The following is a 24,747-nucleotide window of genomic DNA, read 5'->3' as shown; positions in this document are numbered from 1 at the left end:
CCCGCCTTATCGCCCCAGGGAGACGGCCATGACCATGAACTCCACCTATGTCCCGGCCGGATACGATCCGGTCACCCTCGAAGTGCTTCGGATGCGCCTGGACTCGATCGTCGAGGAGATGGGCAGCGCGATGATCCGGTCCTCCGGATCACCGGTGATCACCGAGTCCGGCGACTTCAACACCGCCCTGTTCGACCCAGAAGGCAAGATCTACTCCTACTCGGATTTCGTCCAGTTCCACATCGGATCGGGCAGCGTGGCGGTGCAGAACCTCGTCGCGGAGATCAAGGGCGAGCCGCTTTATCCCGGCGACGCGTTCATCTGCAACGATCCGCACACCGCCGGCTCGGCGCACCCGCCGGACACCAACGTCATCTCGCCGATCTTCTACGGGGACGAACTCATCGGCTGGGCGCAGTCGCAGGCGCACCTGGTGGACGTCGGCGGCATGACCCCGGGAGGCTTCGCCCCGGGCGCCTACGATTGCTTCAGCGAGGCACTGCGGCTGCCGCCGGGGGTGAAGGTCTTCGAGCGGGGCCAGCCCGTCGAGTGGGTACGTCGCGTGCTGCTGAACAACGTTCGGGTCCCGACGCTGTTCTGGAACGATGTGCGCAGCTTGGTCGCCAGTAACAACACGGGAATCCGCAGGCTTTGCGGCACTGTCGAGGAATTCGGTCTTACGGAGTTCCGCGACTACACGCGTGTCAATTTCGAGATCGCGGAGCGCGTGGTGCGCGAGCGGATCGCCTTGCTCGCCGATGGTGTCTACGAAGACGACGAGTGGACCGAGCACAACGGGCACGTCAACGAGCTCTACCGGGTGCATTGCACGATGACCAAGTCCGGTGACCAGATCACGTTGGACTTCACCGGGTCCAGCCCGCAGACCGACGGCTTCATCAACCTCAGCTACGGGACCCTGGTGGGCAGTGTGGCCAGCGCGCTGGTGCCGATCCTGGCTTGGGACGTCCCGTTCAACGAGGGCGTGATGACCGCGTGCGACGTGGTGGCCGAACGCGGTTCCTTGGTCAATCCCGTGCCGCCGGCACCGATCAGCAACGGTCACCTCACGACCGGCGCCCGGGTCAGCCGACTGGTCACCAAGCTGCTCAACGAGGCCGCCCGCGCCAGCGGCAGCGAGCTGATCCGCGCCCGTACCCAAGGCGTGTGGGCGGACTCCTGGACCGGGGGCATCTCCGCCGGCACGCGTGACGATGGCGAGTATTTCGTGCTGTTCAACATGGACGGCGGCGGGATGGGCACCGGCGCGCAGCCGGTGACCGATGGGCTTGACTGCGGCGGGATGATGACGCAGGTCAACAATGCGCTGCCGGATGTCGAGATGAACGAAATGCTCTACCCGGTGCTGTACCTGTGGAAGCGGCTCAACACCGCCAGCGCCGGCCACGGCGCCTACCGCGGCGGGCTGGGGCACGAGTTCGCCTGGAGGTTGCACGGCGCCCCGGAGGTGACCCAGACGGTGTTCGCGCCCAACGCGCAGGTGGTCGCCGATGGCTTCGGTGGCGGCTTTCCCGGTGGCGGCAGCGGACACTCGGTGTGGCGCGCCACCAACATCAACGACCTGTTGACCGAAGGGATCGTCCCGACGGACGCCACGCTGACCGCCGGCGCAAAAGACCTGCTGGAGATCAACCAGCAGGACGTCGCGATCGGCTCCGGCGATGTGTTCGTGCAGTGGGTGGCCGGTGGCGGCGGCTACGGCGACCCACTGTTGCGCGATCCGGAGCTGGTCGCGCGGGATGTGTCCGACGGATACGTCACCGAAACCGTTGCCGCACAAGTGTATGGAGTGGTGCTCGTCGGAGGCGAAGTCGACACCACCGCGACGGAAAGGCTGCGCGCCGCGCTGCGCGCCGAGCGCCTCGATGGCCACCCGCCCGCCCAGCGGATCGCGCCGAATGCGAGCCCCGACAGTTCGGCCCCACGGCGCGACAGCGAAGGCTGGTACTGCCCTGCCAGCGGTGCTCGGCTGAGCAGCGGCGCGGGTTGGCGGGCTGACGTGCTCACCCGCACCAGTGTGGCCGCGCAGCGCCTGGCCGAACTCGGTGTGCGGGTCCGTCCGCGGGATGCCGAGCCCGCGGTGCTGATCGATGAGCTGATCAGCCCCGCATGCGGCACCCTGCTGGAAACCCGCATCCGAGTGGCATCGCGCGAGAAGGAGGACGAGACCCGATGACCGCGCCGCCGCAATTCCCCGAGGCATCCCCGCGCGGGCCACTGGCCGGGGTGGTCGTCCTCGACGTCACCCGCGTGGTGGCGGGGCCGTTCTGTTCGATGATCTTGGCCGATCTCGGCGCGACCGTCATCAAGATCGAGCGCCCCACCGACCCCGACTACGCGCGGGACTTCCCGCCTTTCCTCGAATCCGATGACGGGGACCGGTTCAGCGCCTTCTTCGCCCAGTACAACCGCAACAAGCTCGGGCTCACGCTCGATCTCGCCGTCCCCGAAGGCAAGAAACTGCTGAAGCAACTCGCCGAGCGAGCCGACGTGCTCGTCGAGAACTTCCGTCCCGGCACGATGGACAAGCTCGGCCTTGGGCACACCGTCCTGCGGGAGGTCAACCCGAGGCTCGTCTACACCGCGATCTCGGGCTTCGGGCAGACCGGGCCGTACCGGCGGCGCCCCGCCTTCGACAACAGCGCCCAGGCCGCGGGCGGCCTGTGGTCGATGAACGGCTACCCGGACCGGCCACCGACGCGGGTCGGCACGATCATCGGCGACCTGGCGGCGACCATGTATGCCGTGATCGGGACGCTGGCCGCGCTCCGGCACGCCGAACGAACCGGCGAAGGTCAACTCGTCGACGTCGCCCAGCAGGACTCCGTGCTCTCGCTGACCGAGAGCGCCGTCGTGTCCTACACCGTCGACGGCACTGTCGCCAAGCCGTTGGGCAACGCCCACTCGTTCGTCCGGCCTTACGAGCTCTACCCCTGCAAAGACGGATATGTGTTTTTCGGCGGCTACACGGACAAGCTCTGGCGGTTGACCTGCGCCATGTTCGGCGAGCCCGAGCTGGCCGATGATCCCGAGATCGACACCATGACCAAACGGTTCGACCCCGAGGTTTACGAGCGGCGGATCCGGCCGCTGCTGAACCGGTGGATGGCATCACGCACGCGCGCCGAGCTGGAGGAGCTGGCCGGTGAGCAGGTTCCCCTTACGGCGATCAAAGATATCGGCGACGTGGTCAACGATCCCCACATCAAAGCGCGCGACATGATCGTCGATGTCGAGTACCCCGACTTCGGCAGGCTTGAGATGTTCGGGCAACCAATTCACCTCGACGCCACCCCGGCCCAACCTCGGGGACTTGCCCCCAAGGTCGGCGAGCACACCGACACCCTGCTGCGGGGCTTGGTGGGCCTGTCCGACGACAAGATCGCAGCCCTGCGCAGGTCCGGGGTGGTGTGAATGGGGATCACCCTGGAACGAGACGGCCCGGTGGCGATCATCCGGTTCAATCGCCCGGATAAGCTCAACGCGCTGACACTCGCGATGTATGACGAGTTGGCGGCTGCGTTCGCCGAAGTCCGCGACGACGCCGCTATCGCCGCGGCCGTGCTGACCGGCAGTGGCGATCGTGCCTTCTGCGTCGGGGCGGACCTGACCGAGTCCATTCCGGCGCTGGCCGAGGGACGGTTCGACATCTCGCACTGGGACGGCGCGCACCAGAAGCACACCGATCTCTTCAAGCCGGTGATCGGTGCCGTCAACGGCCTGTGCCTGGGGGGCGGGTTCGAGATCCTGCTCTCCACCGATCTGCGCATCGCCAGTGAACAAGCCGAATTCCAGTTTCCTGAGCCGGGAGTCGGCGTGGTGCCCGCAGGAGGAACGCTCGTCCGGCTCACGCGCCAGATCCCTTACGCGTGGGCGATGCAACTCCTGCTGCTCGCCGATCGCATCACGGCCCAGGAAGCGCTTCGGTACGGCCTGCTGAATGCCGTGGTGCCCGCCGAAGAAGTGCTGCCCACCGCCATGGAGTGGGCCGAACGCCTCACAAGGCTGAGCGGCACGGCAATCGCCACGATCAAGGAAGCGGTGCTGCGGCTGAGCAACCTACCGCCAGAGGAGGCATTCCACAGCGAAGCCATGTACGGACAACGGGCCTTCGGCTCGGCAGACGCCCACGAGGGGATAGCAGCGTTCAGCCAACGACGCGAGCCGAACTTCCCCTCACGAAGCCCCGCAACAAACAACAAAAACCCCAAGCCCTGACCCAAAATTCGCACCCCCGCCCAGCGAGGGCTCGCGGCGATTTCGCGCGAAATCGCAACCACCCCCAGGGCCGCCGACGCCGCATCCGCAAGCGCTGAGACACAGCGGTGCCCCCGGTAGGTACGACGTACCGGGGGCACCGCTACGTCACCGATCGAAACGACCCACCTTCACGGCCTTAATGAATGCGGGCACGTCCACTCGCAAGGTCGGCCCATCTGGATCCTTCGAATCGCGAAGTCGATCTAAGGTGCTGGCAAGCTCAACGCAAGCACCATTTTGGTGTGAATAACTGGATTTTCGCCACTCATATTCGATCAATGTGAGACCTCCCATATTTCCGCTATTTTAGCGATTTGCTCAACCGATTTTGCAGGATCGAGCGCGATTTCGCGCATCCATTGGATGGCTTTATCGTATTCTTCGATGTCGTAGTCTTGGCTTACCCACGCCCCTGAACTGTGGTGCTCAAAGTAGACAAGTGGTGGCGCATCAGAATATGTGAAGAAGACGAATGGTCCCGAGAGTCCGGGGTGCCATGAGATCTTTTCAGGCATGACGCGAACCGCGACGTTTGATCGTTCTGCATCGCAGATAATGCGGCGAAGCTGACTCGCCATAGCAGCACTGGACGCAATTGGTGCAAGCAACGCTGATTCGCCGATAATCGCTTCATAGTCGGCGGGCTTGGACACCGTTGTGATGACGTCGCGCCGTCCAGCGTTCACGATCAAGCGAACACCAATTTCATCATGTCGCAATCCGCCCGCTTCCTTGATCGCGCGGGTGTAGTCGGGAGTTTGCAACAGTCCGGGGATTACCAACGGTTCCCAGTGAGTTATGCCCGCGGCTGATCTTTCGTGTTCCGTAAGTATGTCCAACTGTTGCGGCACGCCGTTAACGCCAACGGTCAGCCAGTTTGGCTCTTTTGCGGCTCGCACCAGTTCCAGAATTCGTCTTTGTTCGGTTGCCGATACCCTGAGTGCGCCGAGTATTACACCCGTTCGTACTTCTGTCGGTATACGCTCTCCGCGTTCATACTGGGAAATCTGCACTGGTGACAGGTCAACCGCTCGCGCTAGCTCGCGCACACCGAGCTTGCTTGCCTCGCGCGCCGTTCGCAAGGCCGAGCAAAGTGCCCTTGCACACGGTCTACCTGCGTTAACAGACATGGCACACATCCTAACGTTGCTTGTCGCCGTTTAGATCACCCGTTAAGGCGAGTGGTGTAACCGCCCTGTTCACAGACATGGTGTGAACAATCAGCTTCATCGTTAACGTTTACAGCGGGAAGGTGTCATGACACTACCTCCGATCGACCCACTGAAGGACGCCTCCGGGGCCGATGGAGAGCCGGTTGTGTCGTGCCGTCCGTACGCGGCTGTCCGGCCCTGCACGGCGCAGCAACACCTTACGTTGGTGCTCCGGCAGACCGAGCACGCTATCAGGGCAGTCTGCGACAACCTCAACCACAACCGTTGCACGGCAACAGAATTACACGAACTTGCTGACGGCCTTGATGGCGTCGTACGCGGCGTCAGGGGCTACCTGGATCTCACGACTTCCACGGGAGGCACGCAGTGATCGACACCCGTTCGAAGCGGGACCTTGCCGCTGGCGAACGAGACGAATGCGACGGGAGGTTTCGCAATGAACACCCGATCGGGCCTCTCCGCCGCAGAGATCACCGACACGTTCCCGCCCGTTCCGTGTGCTGACTGCCTGGCAGGTCTCCACCGCTGGTCGTCCGTGCAAGCCGAGACGCATGCCGCAGTTCTCACACGGTGGTATTGCGCCTGTTCCCACTGCTACTGCGAGGCCAGGAAAGTCACGGTGGGCCGCAAAGAGCGGTTCCCGTAGCTGGCGGCTGCTCCGCAGTGTCCAAAGCGGACTGGAGCGGCTCTAGACGCGGGCCGGTGTCGGTCTCCTCCTCCCCCGACCCGGCATCGGCCCGTTCGCGGCCGGTTGGCGTACCTTCTCCCGCATCACGCCAACCGGCCGCTTCCAATGCAATCGTGCGACGCGGAGATGGCGGCGCGGTGTCTGGTGGTCTTGCGGACCTAACCAAGGTTCCTGGACGAGGCATACTAGGTGAAATGATGAATCTTGACACCCGCCGACATGCCGTCAGCGACCTAGTGCTCCTGCGTAAGCCGGTGCACGAGGCGATCGCGGAACTGCGCACCTTCCCCTGGGACTGCGATGAGGAACTCGTCACGCTGGGCCCCTCGGAGCTGCGCACGGCCATCGAGAAGTTCCTCGTCGGAAACCTGTCCGCACAAGAACTCGAAGACTGGGCCAACGCCGTCGAAGGACGCGACGACATCGACTTCGCTCCGGAGGAGATGACCGATCTCGTGGCGGAGATCGCAAATCCCTTGCTGTTTGAGGCCATCACACCCGAGTCGATGACGAATCTGGCCAACCGGCTCAGTGTCCTGGCCACCGCATGTCGACACCTGACCATTGAAGAAGGACAGCAAGCTCTCGCGGCTGCCACTCAGGGCAGCGGACAGGAGGAAGTCCAACAGGCTCAGGGTTTGCTCGGTGAAGCCATGCAAACGCTTTCGGGGGTCCAGGGGACCATCAACGCCAGTACGCACGCAGCAGAAGCCCATGCAAGCTGGCTGTGAAGGGGCTCATGAGCGTTGAAGAGGTAGCCGACGGACTAGACAATGCATCGGAACTTCTACCGATACAAACACTCCAAACAGTGCAGAGCTTGCTAACGGAAGCGACCCAAGCGCTTTACGCCGTTGCCGCAGAAAGTGATGACCTTGAATTAGCAGAGGTTCTCGAGAGCTGGCAGCACTCCACCATGGAGATAGAAAAAGCAGTCCAGCTCTGCGCTGAGGTAAAGACAAGGATCGCCGCTTACCGAGCCGAGATCGTAGGCGGCGGCAGCCCTAGTTCCGGCACGACGCCGGGCGGAAAAACCACCGGCGGCAAGCCGGCGAACAGAGCGGAAATTGACCCGAACAAGTTTAAATATTTCTTCGGCAAAGTCACTTCAAGCAAGCATAGTAAAGATCGGTCCAAACAGAACGTCGATGAGCTGAGTCGCATTCGCATTTTCGACACCCCGGAAGGTCGCGAGACCGTACGGCGTCACCTTGAAGGAGTGGTAAGCTCTGATAGCAACATCATCGAGAGGTACTCAGACAAGTATGGTAGCTATCAGATTCGTGATTCATTGCTAGCCGGTCCAGGTGGTTTTATCCAACTGAACACGACTTGGCAAGAGACAGGCCAGGGGCTACGGCTGACCACGATGATTCCCAAAAGGGGTAAGAAGTGATGGAAACTCTGACTGTTCCCGATGAACAAGAGTTCCTTGATCAGTTCGGCACAGCTCCTGAAACGCTGGAAGAGCCCTGGATCCAGCGGGCAGAGTTTGAGACCGAAAACGGCACCCTAGAGCTCAGCTTCGATCAGCACGAGAAGTCCATTCGGTTCGAGTGGCGTCAAGGTGACGAGGTTCTCTGGTACTTCTTCCGCGAGTGCGCAACCACCCTGAGCATCCGTGCGGAGAACCAAGAAACACGCTTCATTGCAGAGTTCGATTCCGAGGAATTGTCCGGCGAGGTTGACGTCAGGGTCTACCCTCGGATCTCAATCAAAGACTCCGCACTCCGAAACTAAAACACGTGGCCTCACCGGGATCGTTGAACAGCAGCTCGACAGCGGGTGTACCTAGCGGTTCCTGCTAGCGGGCATTCTCGGTGGCATGGGCGTGTTCGGCCTTGGCCTGGCTGGTCGCGGCCTGGCCTTCGGGTTGGCGATTTCAATGGAAATCAACGCGCCGATTTCCATTGAAATCGCCACCTCACGCCGACACTTGGGCGAGAGCGTGGCGGACATTTGTTTCGATATGCCGTGCCACCGACCGGCATCCGGGCCGCGCGGGCGGGAGATGCCCTGCCCCTCGGGGCATCCCCGCCCGCCAACCACCTTCCCGTTTTCAGGCTCATGGGAGCGCGTCTTGTCAGACCATCAGTCCACTCAGGACATTCCCGCCGGGTACTGGGCCGCGTTCGGCTACCAGAACCACGTCATCCCCACCGATGCCCCGCCCCGCAAAGACCGCAAACTCTCCGGCCTGTGCGGAGTTCTGACCCCGCCGCAGGAGGTGTCCGACAAGGACGATCGCCCGACGTGCGCATGGTGCGCCGAGCAGGTCCGTACTGGACAAGTTCGAATTCTGCCCAAGCCCGAGACTGCATGAAAAAGTAACTGGCCGCGTGCTTCCCGCAGGGGGCAGCGGGAGGGGGTACGCACGCGGACAGCAGCCCATCACTCAGCGCTCAGCGGCTACTGTTCCTCTGGTGGCCGGGGCGGCTTGCCTTCCTGGGCCTGCGCCGTCCAGTCACCGAACACCGGCGGCGCGACCTTCGGCAACCCCAGTTCCTTCCACGCCTCATCAGTGGGGTTGGCGTACTTGTTGGTGTGTTCCTTGTCCTCGTCGGAACGCTGACCACGTCCCGCCGCACCGGCGGCGCCCGCAGCACCACCAGCGCCACCACGCGCCGCCGTACCGCTCGCGCCAGCGGTGCCTCCGGGCGCCGAACCGCCGACACCGGCCCGACCGCCGCCCAGGTTTCCCGTGCCGCCACGAACACCGGTTCCGGGACCGACACCACGGCCGGTACCCGTCCCGCCACCGACCCGGCCGCCGGTACCCGGCGCAGGGGTTCCGCCGCCAGTGCTGCCAGGCGGGATCACCGCGCCGCCGATGAAACCGCCACCGCCAGGCCCGGGCGCGGGCACACCCAAATTCGGCATCGGAGTCGGGCCGGCCGCAGGCGGAGTTGCCCATGCCGAACCGGACTCGGCCGGGACTTGCGCCGCCCGGTCCGCCGACGACTGCCCGCCCGGCGGCGTCGATGCCGAAGGGGTGGGGTTGTAGGAAGTGCGGGCGGTCGACGGTTGACCTGCGTTCGTGTCGCTGGTGCTGGTGTAGCCGGTGCTCGGGTCGACCTTGTTCACCGGTGCGGTCTGGGCCGCGGTCACATCGCCGGTGAACGTCGGCGGCGGCGCGAACTGCTGAATACCGTGGACACGGTCATTGGTGGCCTGGGTGTAAGACTCGTACTGCTGCCGGGCCTGCGCCTCGACCTGGTCGTGCTGTTCCTCGTGCGCGGCGCGAATGCCAGACTTGACGCCGTAGGAGATCGGGTTGACGTAGTCGCCCCATCCGATGTTGTCCGGCGGCACCTGGTACGGCGCCGGAAAGGCGTTCTTAAAGTCCGCCGACCCCTGCGCCTGCTGCTGCGCCGCCGCCCCCGCCTGCGCTGCAACCTCGATCGCTTCCCGAGTCGCCTGAGACAACGGAGTCACGGCATCGCGCGACTGGTCACCCGCAGCGCCCTGCATCAGGATCTCGGAATCCTTGAGGACTCGATCCAGCGCGGCGTCCGCGTCGGCGAACGCGGCACTTACTCGGTCCCGCCAGTTAGCCGCCGCCTGCGACGCCGCGGTCACGCCAGGCCCCGACTCCACCTCGCCGTAGACCTTCGGGTGATCAAACGCCATCTGCGCTTGACCCGGAATCTCCTGCTTGCCGAACAACCAGTCAAAGGCCCCCATAACCCCTCATCTCTCAACTACGTACCGAAACCAGGCTCACGCAGAAGGAAGGTTCGAGATCACCATTCCGGCAATTCTGTCCGCCGCTGCACACGGTTCAGCAATCTCCGGCTTGTTCCGCCCCTCAGAACCCGTCTGAAAGTAAACCAGGAACAGTTCCTTGTCTGAGGTGCCCACGTAGGTTCCACACGATCCACTACTGATGCCGTAGTGAACCGCTGGATACCCGGCGACCTCGGCGGTCGGCTTACCGTCCGCGACAATTTTCGAGGTGTATCGCAGCCCTTGCCCCTGGACCGTGTCCGGTGCCACATTTACTCGCAAAAGCTGGTTTCGCCAAGTGCATTGGTCCTGGCCCCATTGCGATTTGCCCGGCTCGGAGTTACTTGCGCCAAGTTCTTGAAGTTGCTGTGGGTTCAGCAGTTGGCAGGGGTCGCTGATGGCCTTGAGGTTCTTGGGCTGGTCAATTCGGAACGGGTCGTTCGCGGCCGAGGTCGTCTCGCCGCCGGTGGTAGGTTCTGGTGCTCCCGGCGTTGGGCTGGAGCAGCCAGCCAGGCCGAGGACGAGCAGGCTTGCCGTGGCGGTGAGAGTGGCACGTGTGGTGTTCAAGGTCAGGCCATCCGGTTTTCTTCGTCGATGCGCTGGTGGTCCTCAATCGCCTTCTGAACAGCGGCCTTGAACCCGTTCACCCAGTCGATCATCCCTTGCGCTGTGTCGTACAGGCAGCCCTCGCCGCCCTGAGCCCGTTCGCTGATCTTCTTGAAAGCAGCGACAGTCACGTCATCACCGAACGGCGGTGTGACGTTTGCTAGCTGAGCTGCTTGTTCTCGTGCCAACTCGTACTTAGCGAGGACTTCGTCGAGTCCTGCGAGAACGCGGGGCAGCTGGTCGGGCTGGATGTGAAAGGTCTGGTGGCCGCTGACGGTTCCGGCCGCGATCATCGCGGCACCGGTGACTGGGTTGAACGGCGTCATCGCCATCCCGGCGGCCTGCATCGCTGCGCCCTGTTCCGGCGATATGGGCTCGCTCACACCTGCTGTCCTCCTGCATCCGATCTTCCGCTCGCGCGTGATCCTGGCATAGCTGTCTGCATCCGTGGGCAAAGTCGGGTAGAAGTACCCAAACCGCTGAGCCGCGCACCTCGATCTGTGAGTCGACGGGCTATCGCTGGTCGCGGACGTGCCGCCGGAGCTCGTCGCGGTACGAACGCAGCGCCCCGGCGATGACTGCGGCAGTGCCCGGCTCGACACGGGTCTGTTCACCGCGGGGCGGTTGCGGGATCTGCACGACACGCCCAGAGGGGCAGTGATGGGTCACGATCGCCCACGGCGCGAGGTGGCTACGGCCGTCGGGCTCTCGGATTCCGACGTTGAACTGCCCGATCACGCGATCAGCCAGCTTCGCGAGTTTGCCGACGGCGCGGGCGTCTTCAGTACGGATGCCGGCCTGGCCGAGTTCGTAGGCAATCCAGTCGCCCTGGTCGGCCTTGTGGTTCTCGGCCTCGGTCCCGGCTGTGGCCAGGATCTTCGTCGAAACCTTGACGCCCCGGCCTACTGCAGGGGAGACGTCGGGCAGGGACGCCACGAGCGACTGTTCAGCCGCGCTCGGGGCGACTTCGTCGATCCACACCCGGTCGCCGCGCAGGACGAACCGGTACGCGAGGTGGTTCACCGCCACCATTGCCCGCGTCTGCGGCTTGTCCGGCTCAGTGAGGTAGAGGTAAGCGAAAAACTGGCCGAAGACCAGGGTCGAGACGATCTCGTCCCACCGATCGTTCAGCCTGCCGCTGCGCTCGATCCAACCCTTGGCCCGCACGCTGTCCTCGGCGGCTTCGAGCGTCGCTCGCGGGTCGTCCGGCTGGTCAAGCCCGCTACGGCCAGAGGCCACGAATGGCGGCGTGTCGAACTTGCGCACCGCTTCCGCAGGCGAAACCTCCCCGGCATCGTGCCGTGCTTTTTCGTGGCGCACGATCGCGCCGAACTCCCAGAAACTGCACTCCATTCCAGGCCCCGAACGTCTTGTGATGATCTCTTTTGTCCAGCGAGGGAGGATACTGTGCAACGCTCGCCGGCCTGGACAGGTCGAATTCATTCCGGCGCTGTGTCACCCATCTAGCCGTGTCGCAGAACACATTCCGGAGTCCGCTGCCAGGGCGAGCGGTTCGGGCAGCAGACTGACGCGTGTGTGTCGCCGCCACTGGGGAAGGGATGCCGATGAGCTTTACCGTCTCGCCCGACGGGCTGAACCGCTACGCGGATCTCGTCGGCGGTCAGAACCGGCACGTGGTCGCAATGCGTGCTCCGTTTCGGCTCGGCTCCAGTACGCGCACACCTTAAACAAGCCTCGGCAATCGTGGGGCCCAGATCGTCAATCCTTCCCCCAGGCGGAGGCAGCCCCATGCCGTGGTGTGGACTGATGTCATGCCGACACTTCGGCGAGCGCTTGGCGGACATCTGTTTCGATTGCTTCGGCCGCGTGGCGGAGTTCGGCTGTGAACCGGTCGTGGCCGGCGAGGCCGAAACCGGCCAGGAACGTCGACGCCAGTGCTCTTTCCGGGGCGGGGGCGAGAAGCAGACGGCGGTCGGGCGGGGTCAGGTTGGGCTCGGCCGCGGCCAGCGTTTCATCGCCTTGGGCGGCGAGCTGCCGCACGTACTTGCGATAGGACGCTAGAAACAAGGCGATTCTGCGGGTGTCGGCATCGTTTTGGCGCACGAGAGCGGCGGTAGGCGGGCTGATGTAGGTCGGCAGTTTCGCCGCGCCGTCTCCCGCGATGCGCGTGAGCTGGTCGCCGATCGCCGCGTTCCTGAACCGGCGTAGCACTTCATCGGCGTAGTCAGTGACGGAGACGCCGGCTGGGGCCGCCAGCTGCGGCTGCACGTCGCGCGCGAGGAACGTGGTGATGTAGCGGGCAAGATCCGGGTCCCGGATCGCCTCGTCGACGAGGCTGTATCCCAGCAGCAATGCCGGGTAACACAGCATGACGTGGCTGGCATTGAGAATTCTCGATTTGAGCTCCTCGAACTCCCAGACATCGTCGCGAAAGCTCACCCCTACGCGTTCGAGCTCGGGCCTGCCGGCCATGAACCGGTCCTCGATCACCCATTGCAGGTGGGTCTCGGCCAGCACGGGCAGCCGGTCGGGAAGGCCCCAGGTTCGCGCGACGTCATCGACCAATTCGGGCGTTGCGGCGGGCACGATTCGGTCGACCATGCTGTTCGGGAAGGACACGTTCTCCCGGATCCAGTCGGCGAGTCCGGGATCGACGGCGTGGGCATGGCTGGTCAGTGCCAGCTCGGCGGTTTCGCCGTTGTGGCGCAGGTTGTCGCAACTGACCACGCTCACCCCGCCGATACCCCGGTCGCGACGCCGCCTCATCGCCTCGGTCAGCACACCGAAAACCGTTCGTGGAGCGCGCGGATCGGCGAGATCTTTCGCGATCATCGCATCGCCGAGGTCGTACTGACCCGTCTCTTCAGCAATGCGGTATCCGCCCTCGGTGATCGTCATTGACACGATACCGATGCTCGGTTCGGCAAGGCGCTCCAGCACCTCCTCGGCGTCCTCGCCGAGTTGGACATAGTCGACGATGGAACCGATGATGCGGGCGCTACGCGGCTCGTCCGCCGATGATTCCACCAGTGTGTAGAGATAATCCTGGTCGGCACGGCGCCGGGCCTTTTCCCGCGCCGCTTCGGTGTTCCGCAGACCGATTCCGACGATTCCCCACCGGGGCGACCCGCCGGCCGCGAGATAGTCGTCGATGTAGCGGGCCAGATGCGCGCGGGCGAAGTTCCCGACTCCGATATGGGCGATGCCGGCCCGGACGGACGCCCTGTCGTAGTGCGGAACCGAGACGGCTCCACCATCCGGCAAGTCCGCGACGATCTCGGAAAAACTTCGAACGTCCGCTCCGGGCACGGCCTCCACCCTTCTCAATCAATCGTCGACGCGGTCACCACGCGCCAGCGCGGTTCGCCGGTGATTTACTTCGTGCTGGCACTGCTCGTCGCTCCACTTGCGTCGGGATTTCCCACGCTGGCGTCCGAAGCGTCACGTGCCCGAGGCACCTCGACATGTGCCTCGTCCGACGCTTGGGCGGTGAGGCAGTCAGGCTGAACGTCGAGTAGGTCGGACATCTGCGCGGCGGCTCTCTTGATCTCCGAATACGTCAGGTCGTTGACGAAGATCGTGCTTCCGATGCCGTTCATGAGCGTCAGGTGCTGATCGCTGTTGCGGTGCCGCACGGAGTCGGTCAGTGCCTGATGGAGCAGATCGGCGTCGCAGAACATCGGATGCGACGGTGCCAGCCCGATGCCGCAGGTGGCTGAGACGACCCGGCCTAGCTCGTCATCGGACAACATCCCACGATTCGCGGCGAGAACAGCGCTGAAAACGCAGTCCATCGCCACCGCCTCGCCGTGCAGCAGTTCGGGCAGCGCCCGCATCTCGATGATCGGCGAGAAGGTGTGACCGTAGTCGACGATGCGGCGAAGCTCGGTCTCCCAGAGATTGTTCTCCAGCTCTTCGGCCATGCCCGCGATGGCCCGGTGCGTCACGATGCGCCCCGGCTGGTCCACCGATGTTTCCGGGGACGAGTCCTGCAAGCGCTCGGCGACCAGGCTTTTGCCGTACCGCTCGATGACCTCGAAAAGGACGGGGTCCTTGATGAGCGCCATCTTCAGCGCCTCGCCCAGCCCGCTGCGCACCTGTCGCTCGGGCAGCGTGGCGATCAGCCTGCGGTCGATCAGCGTGCGTGGCGGCGGGGCGTAGGTGCCCAGCCGGTTGCGGAACCCGTCGTGGTTGACGCCGGTCTTGGCGGCCACACCGCCGTCGATCTGGGAAAGCAGTGTGGTCGGCACCCTGATGTACGGAATCCCCCGCCGGTAGAGGCTGGCGGCCATGCCGACGACGTCCTGGAGCACCCCGCCGCCAATGCCGATCGGCGGCGTGCCCACTCGGTAGGTGCCGATCTCGTTGAGCCGGCGCGCGATCAGCTCTACTTGCGCCAGCGTCTTGTGCTCGTCGCCTGCGGGCAAGGTCAGGTAGTCGACGGCAATGTCGTTGGCCGTGAAGTAGGTCCTGATCTGCTCGCCGAAAAGCCGGTCGACAGCATGGTCGAGAACGACCAGCCGCTTGCCTTTGCTTTCTTGGCCGTCGTGTAATCGCCCGAGCTCCGGGTTTTCCGGAGCGAGCAACCCTGTCGTTTCGACGATCTCGTACCGGACTTCTCGGCTCGTCTTGATGACCCAGCTTCCCGCGGTGTCCATCTGGAGGCCATTGGTAAGCATATCGTCCCCCGAATCTGTCGCACGTTGAACTCGGTTCGGTTTCAGGCGCCGTTGCCTCGGAATACGTCAAGGCGGTACGCGGGAAAGAAGGGATCTCGGTACCGCTCGTTGCCGATCGATTCGCCAACCCATGAAGGCGCCGGAAAATTCGCCACTTGCTGCCGGGTAAGGGTGAAGCTAGCGAGCCAGCAGACGGGGGATGAGGCGTTCTTGCCCGAAACCGAGGGCGTCGCCCTCAGGCAGAGCGTCGCGCGAGAACCACTTGAAGTCGATGGCTTTTCCGCGTGGCTCGGGCTGACCGGACACGACACACGTGTAGGTGAGCGCGACGGCATGCTTGCGCGGGTCGAAGAACTCGCCGACGCCCTGTTCCGGGAGATACTCCACGATCTCCTTCAGCTGGAGGGTGGCCGGATCGATCCTGACTTGGTCCCCCAGCGCCCAGGTGAAGGCCCGCTGGACGGCAGTCACCAGCGGCTCGCCGTGCTGAACACCGATGCCCACGAGACACCATCCGCGGCGGCCCCAGTAGGTCTCGCGGTATATCAAGCCCACCGAATCGGGTTCGCTTGCGCTGATCGGCAGTACGTCGATGCACAGGATCGGAATCTTCTTGGTGATTTCGTCATATTCCTCCGGGGGAATCCAGTTTCCTTTGTCGAACGAACCGTCGGTCACGAATTCACTCCTTTGCGGTCGCCGCCATGTTCCACGCGGCGGGTACACCCACATCCACCGAAGACACTCGGACCAGGGTCGCCGGGCCCTGTTGGTTGAGCAGCGGCCCGATCGGGACTTCCCGACCCGGCTCGGCCCCTGCCGGGGTCCTCCTGATCCAGTCCTCGATGGCTGCCTGGATGTCCTGGGTCCGTAACTTCAACGGCCCGACCCAGCAGGGCAGGTCCGCTTCCTCGGCTGTCTGCGGACGAGGAAGTTTTTCCACCCAGACGTTCTCCGGGGCCAGATACGTGAAACGCTCGGCCTCGGCGGGAGGCAGCGGCACGACGCCGACTGCCGGGGAGGCGGCCTGTGCGACGTTTTTCGCGTCTTGCCGGGAAACCACGTTGTCCCCGAGGAGAACGTAGACGTCCGGTGACGTCACCAGGCGGAGGCCCGTGAGAAGCGCGTCTCCGGGGCCTCGTGGGCGGCGCTGGATGACGATCTCGGCCGGAATGTCGCCCAGCACCTGGCAGAGGGGCAGCGCGTTCTCCGGTGCGGCAACGACCACGATCCGGCCCCCCGCGACATCCTTCGCCGTCCGGATGAGCCGGCGGATCAGGGGCTCGCCGTCGACGATGAGCAGCGGCTTGAAGTAGGGGGGCGCGAGGCCCTCCAGACGGCTGCCGCGTCCAGCGGCAAGAATCACCGTGTCCATTGCTCGACGATTTCCGTGGTCAGTTCTTCTTCTGTTTGGCCCCGGAAATGCACCAGATTCCAGGCGCTGTCTTCGGTGATCGCGACCCCGAGGTCGCGGTTGTCGTCGACGTACACGCCGCCGCCGGCCGAAATCTCCCCGAGCATCTGCCGTTTTCCCGCGGAGGTCAGGTCGGTTCCCGCCAGCCGACCGAGCCAGGACGGATTGACCGCATGGAAGGTCTGGTGCACGACTTGGCGAGTACCGGCGGTGAGGAACTTTACGGTCCACCCGCGAGAGTGCAAGCTATCGGCGACCTGAGCTCCGGCGAGCGTGTTGACCGTGGTTCTGGTCAACAAGTCGAGATGCGCCTCGGTCTTCTGGTCGTGGAGGACGCGGGCACGGTCGAGATCGTTATCGCAATACTCCGGAAGCCAGGTTTGCCAGGCAACCCCCCAGCGCTGGTCGTGCAGATCGACGCCGACCTCGGCGTAGGCCCGGCGCACGATTTCAAAGGTATCGATCAGGACTCCGTCGACGTCGAACACCACTACACGTGACATGCAGCCTCTCCAATCAGACGCCCCATGCACTCCTCCAGCAGGATCTTCGCCGTCTCGGGTGAGACGTAGACCATGGCACGGAGCACGCACATGACTGCGAAATACAACGACGCGATCAGGTCCTCGGGCGTTAGGGCCGCCATCGACGCGATCGAGTCGAGGGGAATGTTGCCTGGCCCCGGCAGTCGGTAGGTCAATCGCTCATATCCCACGCAGGACAGGAAGATGTGTGCGACATCCACCGCGATCACATCCGGCAGCGCCGGCGTCGACAAGATCGGATCACACAAGACCATCGAGCAGTCGGGCGCGAAAAGGACATTCTGGAACACCGGATCTCCATGCGTGAGACCCGTGGTGAGCTTGTCCCACTCGACCCGGTCGTATAGTTGCTGAAATATTGTCCTATCTTTCCCGGTCAGGGGTTGCACGATAGGGGCCAGTCGCTCGGCGTGCGCCGCTTCGTCGAATTCAACCTCTGCCGGCTTGCACCAGAAGTGGTCTTGCAGCAGTTGAACCATGACCGCGGCGAGCTTGCGGCCATCGAGTAGTTCGAGGGGGACCGTGTCAAGTCGCTCCATGGTGTATCCCCACCCCGAACCGTCCTGAAAGACATCGTGCACCCGGGGTAGCGCCGGATTGCTGTGTTGCAGAATCCATTGCCCCTGCGAGACCACGCGTGCACCTACCACGGTGTCCGGCTGGCCCGTCTTCCGCACGAGGCCATCGGACATCAACGTGATAAGCGCACCAGAATTGCCGCGCTTTTCCAGCGCGTGCGAGAGATAATCCGGTCCCAAGTCGGATAGATTCGCGGCCCCGTAGAGATCAAGAATGGATCGTTCCAATTCTGATTCGAGCGCAAAAGCCGCCATTCGGTTACTCCAGACTGACGCGAACGTAAACCGTCATGCACGGACATGTCTTGAGGTCAACGGAGTTGAGTGAGCCGCCGCTAGAATGCGATTTCGGTGGTGGTCGACGCTGACGGATCAACCATAGTCACATGCGATGGAGTATTTCCAAGTCCGTGCCCAAATAGACTTTTAGGGTTGCCCAAAGGGGCATTTTTGCATGTCGTGCGCAGGGTCGATTGGGGGAGGGCATTGATTCATGCGCTGGATCAAGTCCTTGCGAGATCATCCATTAGGGTGAACTTATAGTCAAGTCATTGCGCTTCTTTTTCATATATGAGAGAGCGCGGTTGTCGTACTGCTCGCGCGTGTGACTCGGCGGCCGTTGGTGCCGAAGCGGCACGCGCAAGGTTCGCCCGGCGCGGCAGCACGGCTCTCGGCGGACGTATTCGAGACCGGCCCTGGACTCTCAAGGGTGTCGCGCTGGATCGCGCCTAACAAGGTTGCCCATGTCTTGGGTCGACAACACCGTCCTGGTGGAGGCCGTTATTTCGCTGGAATTACCTTACCCTACTTTCGGTCTTTGGGCCGAAATGTCCGGCCGGCGATAGCTGGGCTTCGCCAGCCTCTGGACTCAGTGCCTGGTATAGCTCCGACCACTGCGCGCATTTATCTGATTCCGTTCCGCTTCCACCGATTTCCCGTGCGGGTGGGTGTTCGAACACCGGACACCGATCAGCCCTTTTGTACCTCTGTGGGCAAGCCGCGGTGCTCCAATGGGCAGACAAACGGGACACCGGTTACTGCAACGGGGTGACGTCGTGTGAGATGGGCGCACAAGGCTCGGCCCCCAATATGTGGTTCGTAGGTTCTGATGCTGCTCGTGGTTCTGGACGTCGCGATCGTCGCGTGCTCAGTGAGCGAGACCTGGAAGGACTGGGCCGGCAACCCGCCCGAGCCCCTTCGAGCTGGACGCACTGCTGCAACGTTGATCCCTCGGAGGAATCGGCATGGAGAGGAAACCGCTGCGGTTACTGAAGACCGGCACAGTTCTCTGTGGACTATTAGTGTGCTTGTCGCTCATCGCCGGCGCGGCGCCCGCCATCGACGCGGCAGGTCCGGGCACCTACTCGAATCCCGTGTCGGCCGGCGCGATCGACACGTTCCCGGATCCCTCTGTCATTCGGGGCAAGGACGGGCTCTGGTATGCCTACGGCACACAGAGTAAGGTCCCGCAATCCCAGGGCAAGGACGGCCAGCGCATCCTTCCGATCCTGCGCTCCAGAGACATGATCAACTGGCAGTACGCGGGGCAGGTCTTCACGCCGAAGACGCGGCCTGCCTGGCAGGGCGGATCCGGGCTTTGGGCCCCGGATATCCGATACGTGAACGGTCTCTACCATTTGTACTATTCCGTGCCGGGCCGCCAGACCGTCGGCCTGGCCACCTCGCCGACGCCCACGGGTCCGTGGGCCGACGATGGTGCGGTCCTGCCGCGCCCGACCGGTTGCCCGACCTCCAACATCGACCAGTCGCTGTTCACCGACACCGATGGCACTCGCTGGTTGTACTGGGGAAGCTACGACACCGTTTGTGTGGCACGGATGAACGCCGATGCCACCCGAACTGTGGGCGAGGCTCGTCAGATCGCACAGGGCCGCCGAATGGAGGGCGGTTTCGTTGTCAAACGAGGCGGCTACTACTACCTCTTCTACTCGGACGGCGGCTGCTGCGACGGTGCGTACAGCGGCTACCAGGTGAAGGTTGGGCGCTCGGCCAGCCCCACCGGGCCGTTCGTCGACGATGAGGGCGTCGACCTGCGGTCGCCCACCAGCAAGGGCGGCATAGTCGTCGGTGCGAACGGCAACAAGTGGATCGGGCCCGGCCACAACGCTTTGCAGACCGATCTCGCCGGGCAGGACTGGCTCGTCTATCACAGCGTTCCCGCGGACGACCGGGACCCGCGGTCGGCAGGCGACGGCGCGATCAAGGCAACCCGGAGGCCGATGCTGATAGACAGGCTGGACTGGATCGACGGCTGGCCGGTGGTGCGCGCCGGCGCCGGTCCATCCGACGGCCCCCAGCCCGCCCCGGTGACCTCCCCAAGCGCCGGCAGCAACTTCAACGGCGGCTCGCTCAAGGGAATGCGAGCCGACGGAGCCGAACCTGCCGGCTGGGCTCTCGAACGGGCGACCGACGCCGGGGGGTACGCGAACCACACCGGCGGCCAAGCGGGCGCGTACCTCGTCACCGATGCTGATGTTCCAGCCGATGTACGGGCCGAGGCGGATCTGCGGGTGGCGTCGGGCGCTGGCGCGGCCGGTCTGACCGTTGCGTATCGCAACCAGAACAACCACATCGTCGCCTGGCTCGATCGGGGGCGGCACGCGCTGGTGACCGAGGTGGTCGGTGGGCATGGCGGCGGCGACCAGGTGACGCCGCTGCCGGCCGATTTCCGGTTCGATACCTGGCACAACGTGGCCGTCGAATTACGCGGCGGGCACATGACTGTCGAGGTGAGTGAAGACCGGCTGCGCGATCCGGCGGCCGTCCAGGAGCGCGACGTGCCCTCGACGGCTACCCACTCGGGAGCCGTCGGGGTGGCCGCGCGTGGCAATGGCGTGTCGGCTGACAATCTCAGCGCCGCGCCGTTGTACCAGCCGGTCACCCAACGGCTACCCCAAGCCGAGCCCGGAAAGCTCCTTCGCGCGTACAGCGACGAGTTCAACGGCATGGCGCTGCCCGGCACGACTCCTGGCTCGCCGTGGCGATGGGTGCGTGGTCCAGCGGCAGGGGCGACCATGACAGGCGGGGCGCTCTCCTTGCCGACTCAGAACGCTGCACTCGCTGGTGGCGATAAGGGCGTGCCGGTGTTGCTGCGCGACGCGCCGCCCGGCGACTTCACGGTCGAGACGAAGATCCAGTTCGCCCCGGATCAGGTCGGCCAACAGGCTGGAATCCTGCTGTACGACAACGACGACCGCTATTTCAAACTGGTGCACTCGGTGCTGCCGCTCGCCAGGGCCGATGGCACGCCGCTCCAGGTCAGCGAGTTCAACAAGGTCGGTGAGCGACCGGCAACGGCCCCGGCGCGTCCGATCGTCACGGGCCCGATGTTCGGCGGCCCGACGGCGGATACCATGTGGCTGCGCATGACCGAGCACACGGACACCGAGGATGGCAAAACCGAGGTCCGGGCCGCGACCAGCCGCGATGGCAGCCATTGGGTGCAGACCGGCGTGTGGACACTCCCGACCCGGGATGCCTTCAAGATCGGCCTAGTCTCGATGGGCGGCGCCGGCGCCACTGCCAGATTTGACTACCTGCGGGTATCAGGGCCCGGCAATGTTCCTTTCTGGGCGCTTCCGCCGCTTTGGTAGGTGCCATGCTCGGCCCCCTCTGCGAGCCTTGGTCCCCTGAGCGCTGCTGGGCGTGGGAGGTCGCCTGGATTGTCCTTAGTGGACTTTCTTGGCCGCGGATCGGCTGGGCTGCGCCTCGACACCGGTAGACCGGCCGATATCCGTCACAAATTTCGCACGCCGTTCGTTTGGTTGTGCGGCCATTCGGGTTATTCTTGGCGTTACGGCGTCCCGAATTGGGCGCGCGCGTTCCGCTTGCACAACAGACATACCAGGACGATTTTTGGCCAGCACGGCCGATCGCGTAGCAAGCCTTGCACCGGCGTGCTACCAATTTTCCGCGCGGGCGAGTGCGGTGCCCGATCCACCACCCGCGCGATCACGAGGGAGCACGCATCCGACGCGTCGGCTCAGGGATGACTGACGGAGCGGGAGAATCCCGCGTCGATCAGGGCATTGCGCTTATCTTGGCCGGGCAATTGGGCGAATACGTGGTAGTCCGGTTTTGCCCGTCAGACCCGCTATCGACTCGCCGTCACGCCTGGTCCTGCTTGTTCGGGTAGATGTCCAAGTCCTCCGGGCATGGCGGGCGTAGGAGGCTGGTCTTTGGGGCAATGCGGCCTCAGGCTTACCGTTCATGATGATCACCGTTTCCCGACGGGCGGGGAAGAGTCCCAGGACAGTTCTTCCTGCGTCCGGAAAGGCTCCAGCGCCGCCCCGACAAGCGGGCAGGACCATCCCGATTTCCTGCTGACGGACGCGCCCGGTAATTCCCCGGCAGTAGGCGAACCGCCGGCGGCGCTACGGCAGCGCTCGACGCTATTCATCGTCTGATTACGAGCCGCGATCAGCGTTGGTTGCGCGGTATAAGACGAATGTCCTATCCGTTCCCTCTCAAGTCTTTCCGTGGGCATTCGGACAATTGTCGAGAGATGGAGGAAGACTTGATCACCAGTCGCCCTGTGGTAAGCGAACGCGGAATCAGCTGCGACTTTCGGTCGATGCCCGACGCTGCTCCGAGTGGCCGACACGTCCTGGGTCGGGTGATCTATCAGCACACCAGCGAACCGCCCGTGCTCCGCGACGGTGCTCCGCAGGTCGGGGTGCACATGGTGGACGCCGGTGCCGAACCGTTTGCCGAGGTGTGGTTAACGGACAAACCCGCCCGCTCCGGAACGCTGGACGCTCTGGTGTGGGCGGAAGATGGCGAGTACTTATTCTGTGCGTTCCGCGTCGAAAAGCAAGCAGTCTACCGGCAACCGGTTCGCGCCGCCTACGAGGCGGCGTTCGAGCTGGCCGACCGGCTCGGCTATACGAAGATCTTCCGAATGTGGAACCTGGTCGGTCACATCACCCGTGACAACGCCGAAGGAATGGAGAACTACCGGGACTTCTGCATCGGCCGCGCCGAGGCGTTCGAACGTTGGTCATCCCGGATCGGGAGCATGCCGGCGGCCACCGGGATCGGCGCGCTCAGCGATGGCATCGACTGCTACTTCCTGGCCTGCCGCGAGGGCAAAGCCACATTCTTGGAGAACCCCCTCCAGACCCCGGCGTACAAGTACCCGGATCAATACGGGCCGAAGTCGCCCAGCTTTGCTCGGGCCACCTATCTGACGCAGGTCGAAGAACACGCCACGAACATCGTCTACGTCTCCGGCACGGCGAGCATCATAGGCGACGAGACGGTGTGCCTTGAGGACATCGACGGCCAGCTCGACCTCACCATCGGCAACATCGAGACGCTCATCAGCCGAGGTAATCTCTGGCTCCACGGAATCGGCGATGGCTACCGCATAGCGGATCTTGACTTCATCAAGGTCTACGTTCGCGATGCCGAGCACCTGCCGGTCGTTCGCGCGAAATGTGCCGAGGTGTTCGCCGCGCACGCCAATGTGGTTTACCTCAACGTCGACGTGTGCCGGCCGGACCTGCTCGTCGAAATCGAAGGAATCTGCCGACAGGAGATCGCTGACCGATGAAGCGCGCGCAGACCCCCGGAATTCCAGATCAGTCCGACTCCGTCAACGGAAACCTGGTCGCGCGGCTGGCCCGGGTCGCAAGCGAGAACGGCTGGCTGGACCGGCCCGCCTACATCGTGCACGGTAAGACCTACCGATACCAGGACGTTTACGAGGGTGCCGGTCGGGCGGCGGCGGCGTTCGTCAACCGAGGCCTTGGCGTGGGGGACAGGGTCCTGCTCGCGTTACCCGACGGCATCGACCTTGTCTGGTCATTTCTTGGCGCATTGCGCGCCGGCATCGTTGCCATCCCGGTCAACTCGGACCTGCATCCCGACGAGTTGCGGCGCGCCGCGGAGATCGCCGAGCCCGACGCCGTCGTGTGTGAGCTCGAACTCGCTGCGTGCTTCCCCTACCCGTTGATCACACCGGGCCGCCTGCGGTCGGAAACCACGGTGCTGCCCCACGCCGAATGCACACCGGATACCCCAGGGTTCGCGCTGTTCACCTCTGGCACGACGGGCGATCCGAAGTTGTGCTTCCATACTCACGGCGACCCAGACGTCTACGATCAGTCCATCGGTTCGGTCGTCGAAGTGACGCCGGATGACGTCTGCCTATCGGTGTCGCGGTTGTACTTCTCCTACGGTTTGGGGAATTCGATCTTCCTGCCGCTCTTGCGCGGCGGTACCACCGTGCTCAGCCCGAAGCGCGCGACGGAAGAGACGGCACTCTCCCTAATCCGAGACCACGGCGTGACCGTGTTCTACGGGCAGCCGAGCTTTTTCGCGAGATTGCTGAGCCATCCAGATCACGGCCTGCTCTCCGGACTGCGGCTGGCGGTCTGCGCGGGCGAGGTGCTGCCGGACGCCTTGGAACGCAAATTGCGGCGGGTTCTCGGCCACCGGCTGCTCAACGTGTTCGGCACGACAGAGATTGGGCACGCGATCGTCGCGAACAGCACGACGGACCACCGGGATTTCACCGTCGGGCGGCTGCTGGCGCCGTACCGCATGCAAATCCTGAACGAACTCGGCGAGGTGGTCCCGCCGGGCGTTGAAGGGCTTCTGGAGGTCGCCGGGCCGACCATCGGACTGGGGGTCGCACGCGGCAGCGATTCGCCGCTGCGGACGGGAGATTCCTGGTACCGCACCGGCGATGTGGCCACCGTCGACGAGGACGGGTTCCTCCGCATCCACGGCCGTGCCGACGATATCGAGATCGTCGCGGGCGCCAACGTGCATCCGACCGAAATCGAAGATCTGCTTATGACACATCCTGCGGTCGTGGAGGCGGCGGTCTGCTCGGCTCGCAACGACGCAGGTGTCTCTGCACTGCGCGCATTCGTCGTGTTGGGCGGCGACGCGGATCCCGACGCCGTCCGCACGGAGCTGACCACGACGGCGGAACAGGCTCTCACCTGGTACAAGGTGCCGGCGGACATCGTTTTCGTTTGTGCGCTGCCCCGTAATCCAACGGGCAAACTACTGCGCCGAGAAGTACGAGCCATGGTGGCGAAATCAGAACAGGATGGTCTTTGATA

Annotated in this window: 22 protein-coding genes; 10 read left to right on the top strand and 12 right to left on the bottom strand. The window is 64.0% G+C overall.

The features are described from left to right. Positions 1-28 precede the first annotated feature (28 nt). The 3 genes from BJ970_RS34840 to BJ970_RS34830 are packed head-to-tail and all read left to right on the top strand — an operon-like array spanning position 29 to position 4,239. Positions 29-2,197, top strand: a complete 2,169-nt coding sequence (locus tag BJ970_RS34840) for a hydantoinase B/oxoprolinase family protein (protein ID WP_184732112.1) — start codon at positions 29-31, stop codon at positions 2,195-2,197. Continuing rightward, positions 2,194-3,435, top strand: a complete 1,242-nt coding sequence (locus BJ970_RS34835; RefSeq protein ID WP_184732110.1) for a CaiB/BaiF CoA transferase family protein — start codon at positions 2,194-2,196, stop codon at positions 3,433-3,435. The genes BJ970_RS34840 and BJ970_RS34835 overlap by 4 nt, the downstream gene beginning before the upstream one ends. 30 nt (positions 3,436-3,465) lie before the next feature. Continuing rightward, complete coding sequence (locus tag BJ970_RS34830; RefSeq protein ID WP_312864611.1) at positions 3,466-4,239, top strand: enoyl-CoA hydratase/isomerase family protein; 774 nt, start codon at positions 3,466-3,468, stop codon at positions 4,237-4,239. Between the two features lie 147 nt (positions 4,240-4,386). Here the strand turns inward: BJ970_RS34830 and BJ970_RS34825 are convergent, their stop codons facing one another. Together BJ970_RS34825 and BJ970_RS34820 are read right to left on the bottom strand one after the other, a co-directional pair. After that, positions 4,387-4,575, bottom strand: coding sequence for a DUF397 domain-containing protein (locus BJ970_RS34825; protein WP_376775173.1), 189 nt, complete (start codon positions 4,573-4,575; stop codon positions 4,387-4,389). After that, positions 4,557-5,411: a helix-turn-helix domain-containing protein gene (locus BJ970_RS34820; protein WP_184732105.1), complete on the bottom strand. Its 855-nt coding sequence runs from the start codon at positions 5,409-5,411 to the stop codon at positions 4,557-4,559. Before BJ970_RS34820 ends, BJ970_RS34825 begins: the two co-directional genes overlap by 19 nt. 984 nt (positions 5,412-6,395) lie before the next feature. Between BJ970_RS34820 and BJ970_RS34815 the strand changes: the two genes are divergently transcribed. The 4 genes from BJ970_RS34815 to BJ970_RS34800 all read left to right on the top strand — a co-directional run bounded on the left by BJ970_RS34815 (position 6,396) and on the right by BJ970_RS34800 (position 8,464). Next, complete coding sequence (locus tag BJ970_RS34815; protein ID WP_184732103.1) at positions 6,396-6,872, top strand: hypothetical protein; 477 nt, start codon at positions 6,396-6,398, stop codon at positions 6,870-6,872. Positions 6,873-6,880: 8 nt separating this feature from the next. Beyond that, the gene (locus BJ970_RS34810; RefSeq protein WP_184732101.1) at positions 6,881-7,537 is read left to right on the top strand and encodes a hypothetical protein; all 657 of its coding nucleotides are present in this window, start codon (positions 6,881-6,883) and stop codon (positions 7,535-7,537) included. Continuing rightward, positions 7,534-7,881: a hypothetical protein gene (locus tag BJ970_RS34805; RefSeq protein WP_184732099.1), complete on the top strand. Its 348-nt coding sequence runs from the start codon at positions 7,534-7,536 to the stop codon at positions 7,879-7,881. The genes BJ970_RS34810 and BJ970_RS34805 overlap by 4 nt, the downstream gene beginning before the upstream one ends. Positions 7,882-7,966: 85 nt before the next feature. After that, on the top strand, positions 7,967-8,464 hold the full coding sequence (locus tag BJ970_RS34800; protein WP_184732097.1) for a hypothetical protein: 498 nt from the start codon (positions 7,967-7,969) through the stop codon (positions 8,462-8,464). An 86-nt stretch (positions 8,465-8,550) separates the two neighbouring features. Here the strand turns inward: BJ970_RS34800 and BJ970_RS34795 are convergent, their stop codons facing one another. From BJ970_RS34795 to BJ970_RS34750, 10 genes are all read right to left on the bottom strand, one after another. Further along, positions 8,551-9,825: a hypothetical protein gene (locus BJ970_RS34795; RefSeq protein ID WP_184732095.1), complete on the bottom strand. Its 1,275-nt coding sequence runs from the start codon at positions 9,823-9,825 to the stop codon at positions 8,551-8,553. A 36-nt stretch (positions 9,826-9,861) separates the two neighbouring features. Then, a complete protein-coding gene (locus BJ970_RS34790; protein WP_184732092.1) occupies positions 9,862-10,434 on the bottom strand; it encodes a DUF3558 domain-containing protein in 573 nt (190 codons plus the stop codon). Between the two features lie 2 nt (positions 10,435-10,436). Further along, entirely contained in the window at positions 10,437-10,820 is a 384-nt protein-coding gene (locus tag BJ970_RS34785) for a hypothetical protein (protein ID WP_246471958.1), read from the bottom strand. Positions 10,821-10,986: 166 nt separating this feature from the next. Beyond that, entirely contained in the window at positions 10,987-11,826 is an 840-nt protein-coding gene (locus BJ970_RS34780) for an ESX secretion-associated protein EspG (protein ID WP_184732090.1), read from the bottom strand. 417 nt (positions 11,827-12,243) lie between these two features. Further along, positions 12,244-13,743, bottom strand: a complete 1,500-nt coding sequence (locus BJ970_RS34775; RefSeq protein WP_184732087.1) for a mannitol dehydrogenase family protein — start codon at positions 13,741-13,743, stop codon at positions 12,244-12,246. A gap of 65 nt (positions 13,744-13,808) precedes the next feature. After that, entirely contained in the window at positions 13,809-15,113 is a 1,305-nt protein-coding gene (locus BJ970_RS34770; protein WP_184732085.1) for a sedoheptulose 7-phosphate cyclase, read from the bottom strand. Between the two features lie 177 nt (positions 15,114-15,290). After that, positions 15,291-15,791: a DUF4916 domain-containing protein gene (locus BJ970_RS34765; protein WP_184732083.1), complete on the bottom strand. Its 501-nt coding sequence runs from the start codon at positions 15,789-15,791 to the stop codon at positions 15,291-15,293. A 4-nt stretch (positions 15,792-15,795) separates the two neighbouring features. Then, positions 15,796-16,488 carry a nucleotidyltransferase family protein gene (locus BJ970_RS34760; RefSeq protein ID WP_184732081.1) on the bottom strand — a complete coding sequence of 231 codons (693 nt, stop codon included), beginning with the start codon at positions 16,486-16,488 and terminating at the stop codon, positions 15,796-15,798. Further along, the gene (locus BJ970_RS34755) at positions 16,476-17,015 is read right to left on the bottom strand and encodes an HAD family hydrolase (RefSeq protein WP_184732079.1); all 540 of its coding nucleotides are present in this window, start codon (positions 17,013-17,015) and stop codon (positions 16,476-16,478) included. The genes BJ970_RS34760 and BJ970_RS34755 overlap by 13 nt, the downstream gene beginning before the upstream one ends. A 2-nt stretch (positions 17,016-17,017) precedes the next feature. Then, positions 17,018-17,905 carry a hypothetical protein gene (locus tag BJ970_RS34750; RefSeq protein ID WP_184732077.1) on the bottom strand — a complete coding sequence of 296 codons (888 nt, stop codon included), beginning with the start codon at positions 17,903-17,905 and terminating at the stop codon, positions 17,018-17,020. Between the two features lie 1,046 nt (positions 17,906-18,951). On the opposite strand from BJ970_RS34750, the gene BJ970_RS34745 reads away from it, so the two are divergent. The 3 genes from BJ970_RS34745 to BJ970_RS34735 all read left to right on the top strand — a co-directional run bounded on the left by BJ970_RS34745 (position 18,952) and on the right by BJ970_RS34735 (position 24,745). Further along, positions 18,952-21,264, top strand: a complete 2,313-nt coding sequence (locus BJ970_RS34745; RefSeq protein WP_376775186.1) for a glycoside hydrolase family 43 protein — start codon at positions 18,952-18,954, stop codon at positions 21,262-21,264. A 980-nt stretch (positions 21,265-22,244) separates the two neighbouring features. Then, the gene (locus BJ970_RS34740; RefSeq protein ID WP_184732073.1) at positions 22,245-23,225 is read left to right on the top strand and encodes an FkbO/Hyg5 family chorismatase; all 981 of its coding nucleotides are present in this window, start codon (positions 22,245-22,247) and stop codon (positions 23,223-23,225) included. Beyond that, positions 23,222-24,745: a class I adenylate-forming enzyme family protein gene (locus BJ970_RS34735; protein ID WP_184732071.1), complete on the top strand. Its 1,524-nt coding sequence runs from the start codon at positions 23,222-23,224 to the stop codon at positions 24,743-24,745. Before BJ970_RS34740 ends, BJ970_RS34735 begins: the two co-directional genes overlap by 4 nt. Positions 24,746-24,747: the final 2 nt, after the last annotated feature.

This window comes from Saccharopolyspora phatthalungensis, assembly GCF_014203395.1.
Taxonomy (GTDB): domain Bacteria; phylum Actinomycetota; class Actinomycetes; order Mycobacteriales; family Pseudonocardiaceae; genus Saccharopolyspora; species Saccharopolyspora phatthalungensis.
This window is presented reverse-complemented; position numbering and strand designations above follow the sequence as displayed.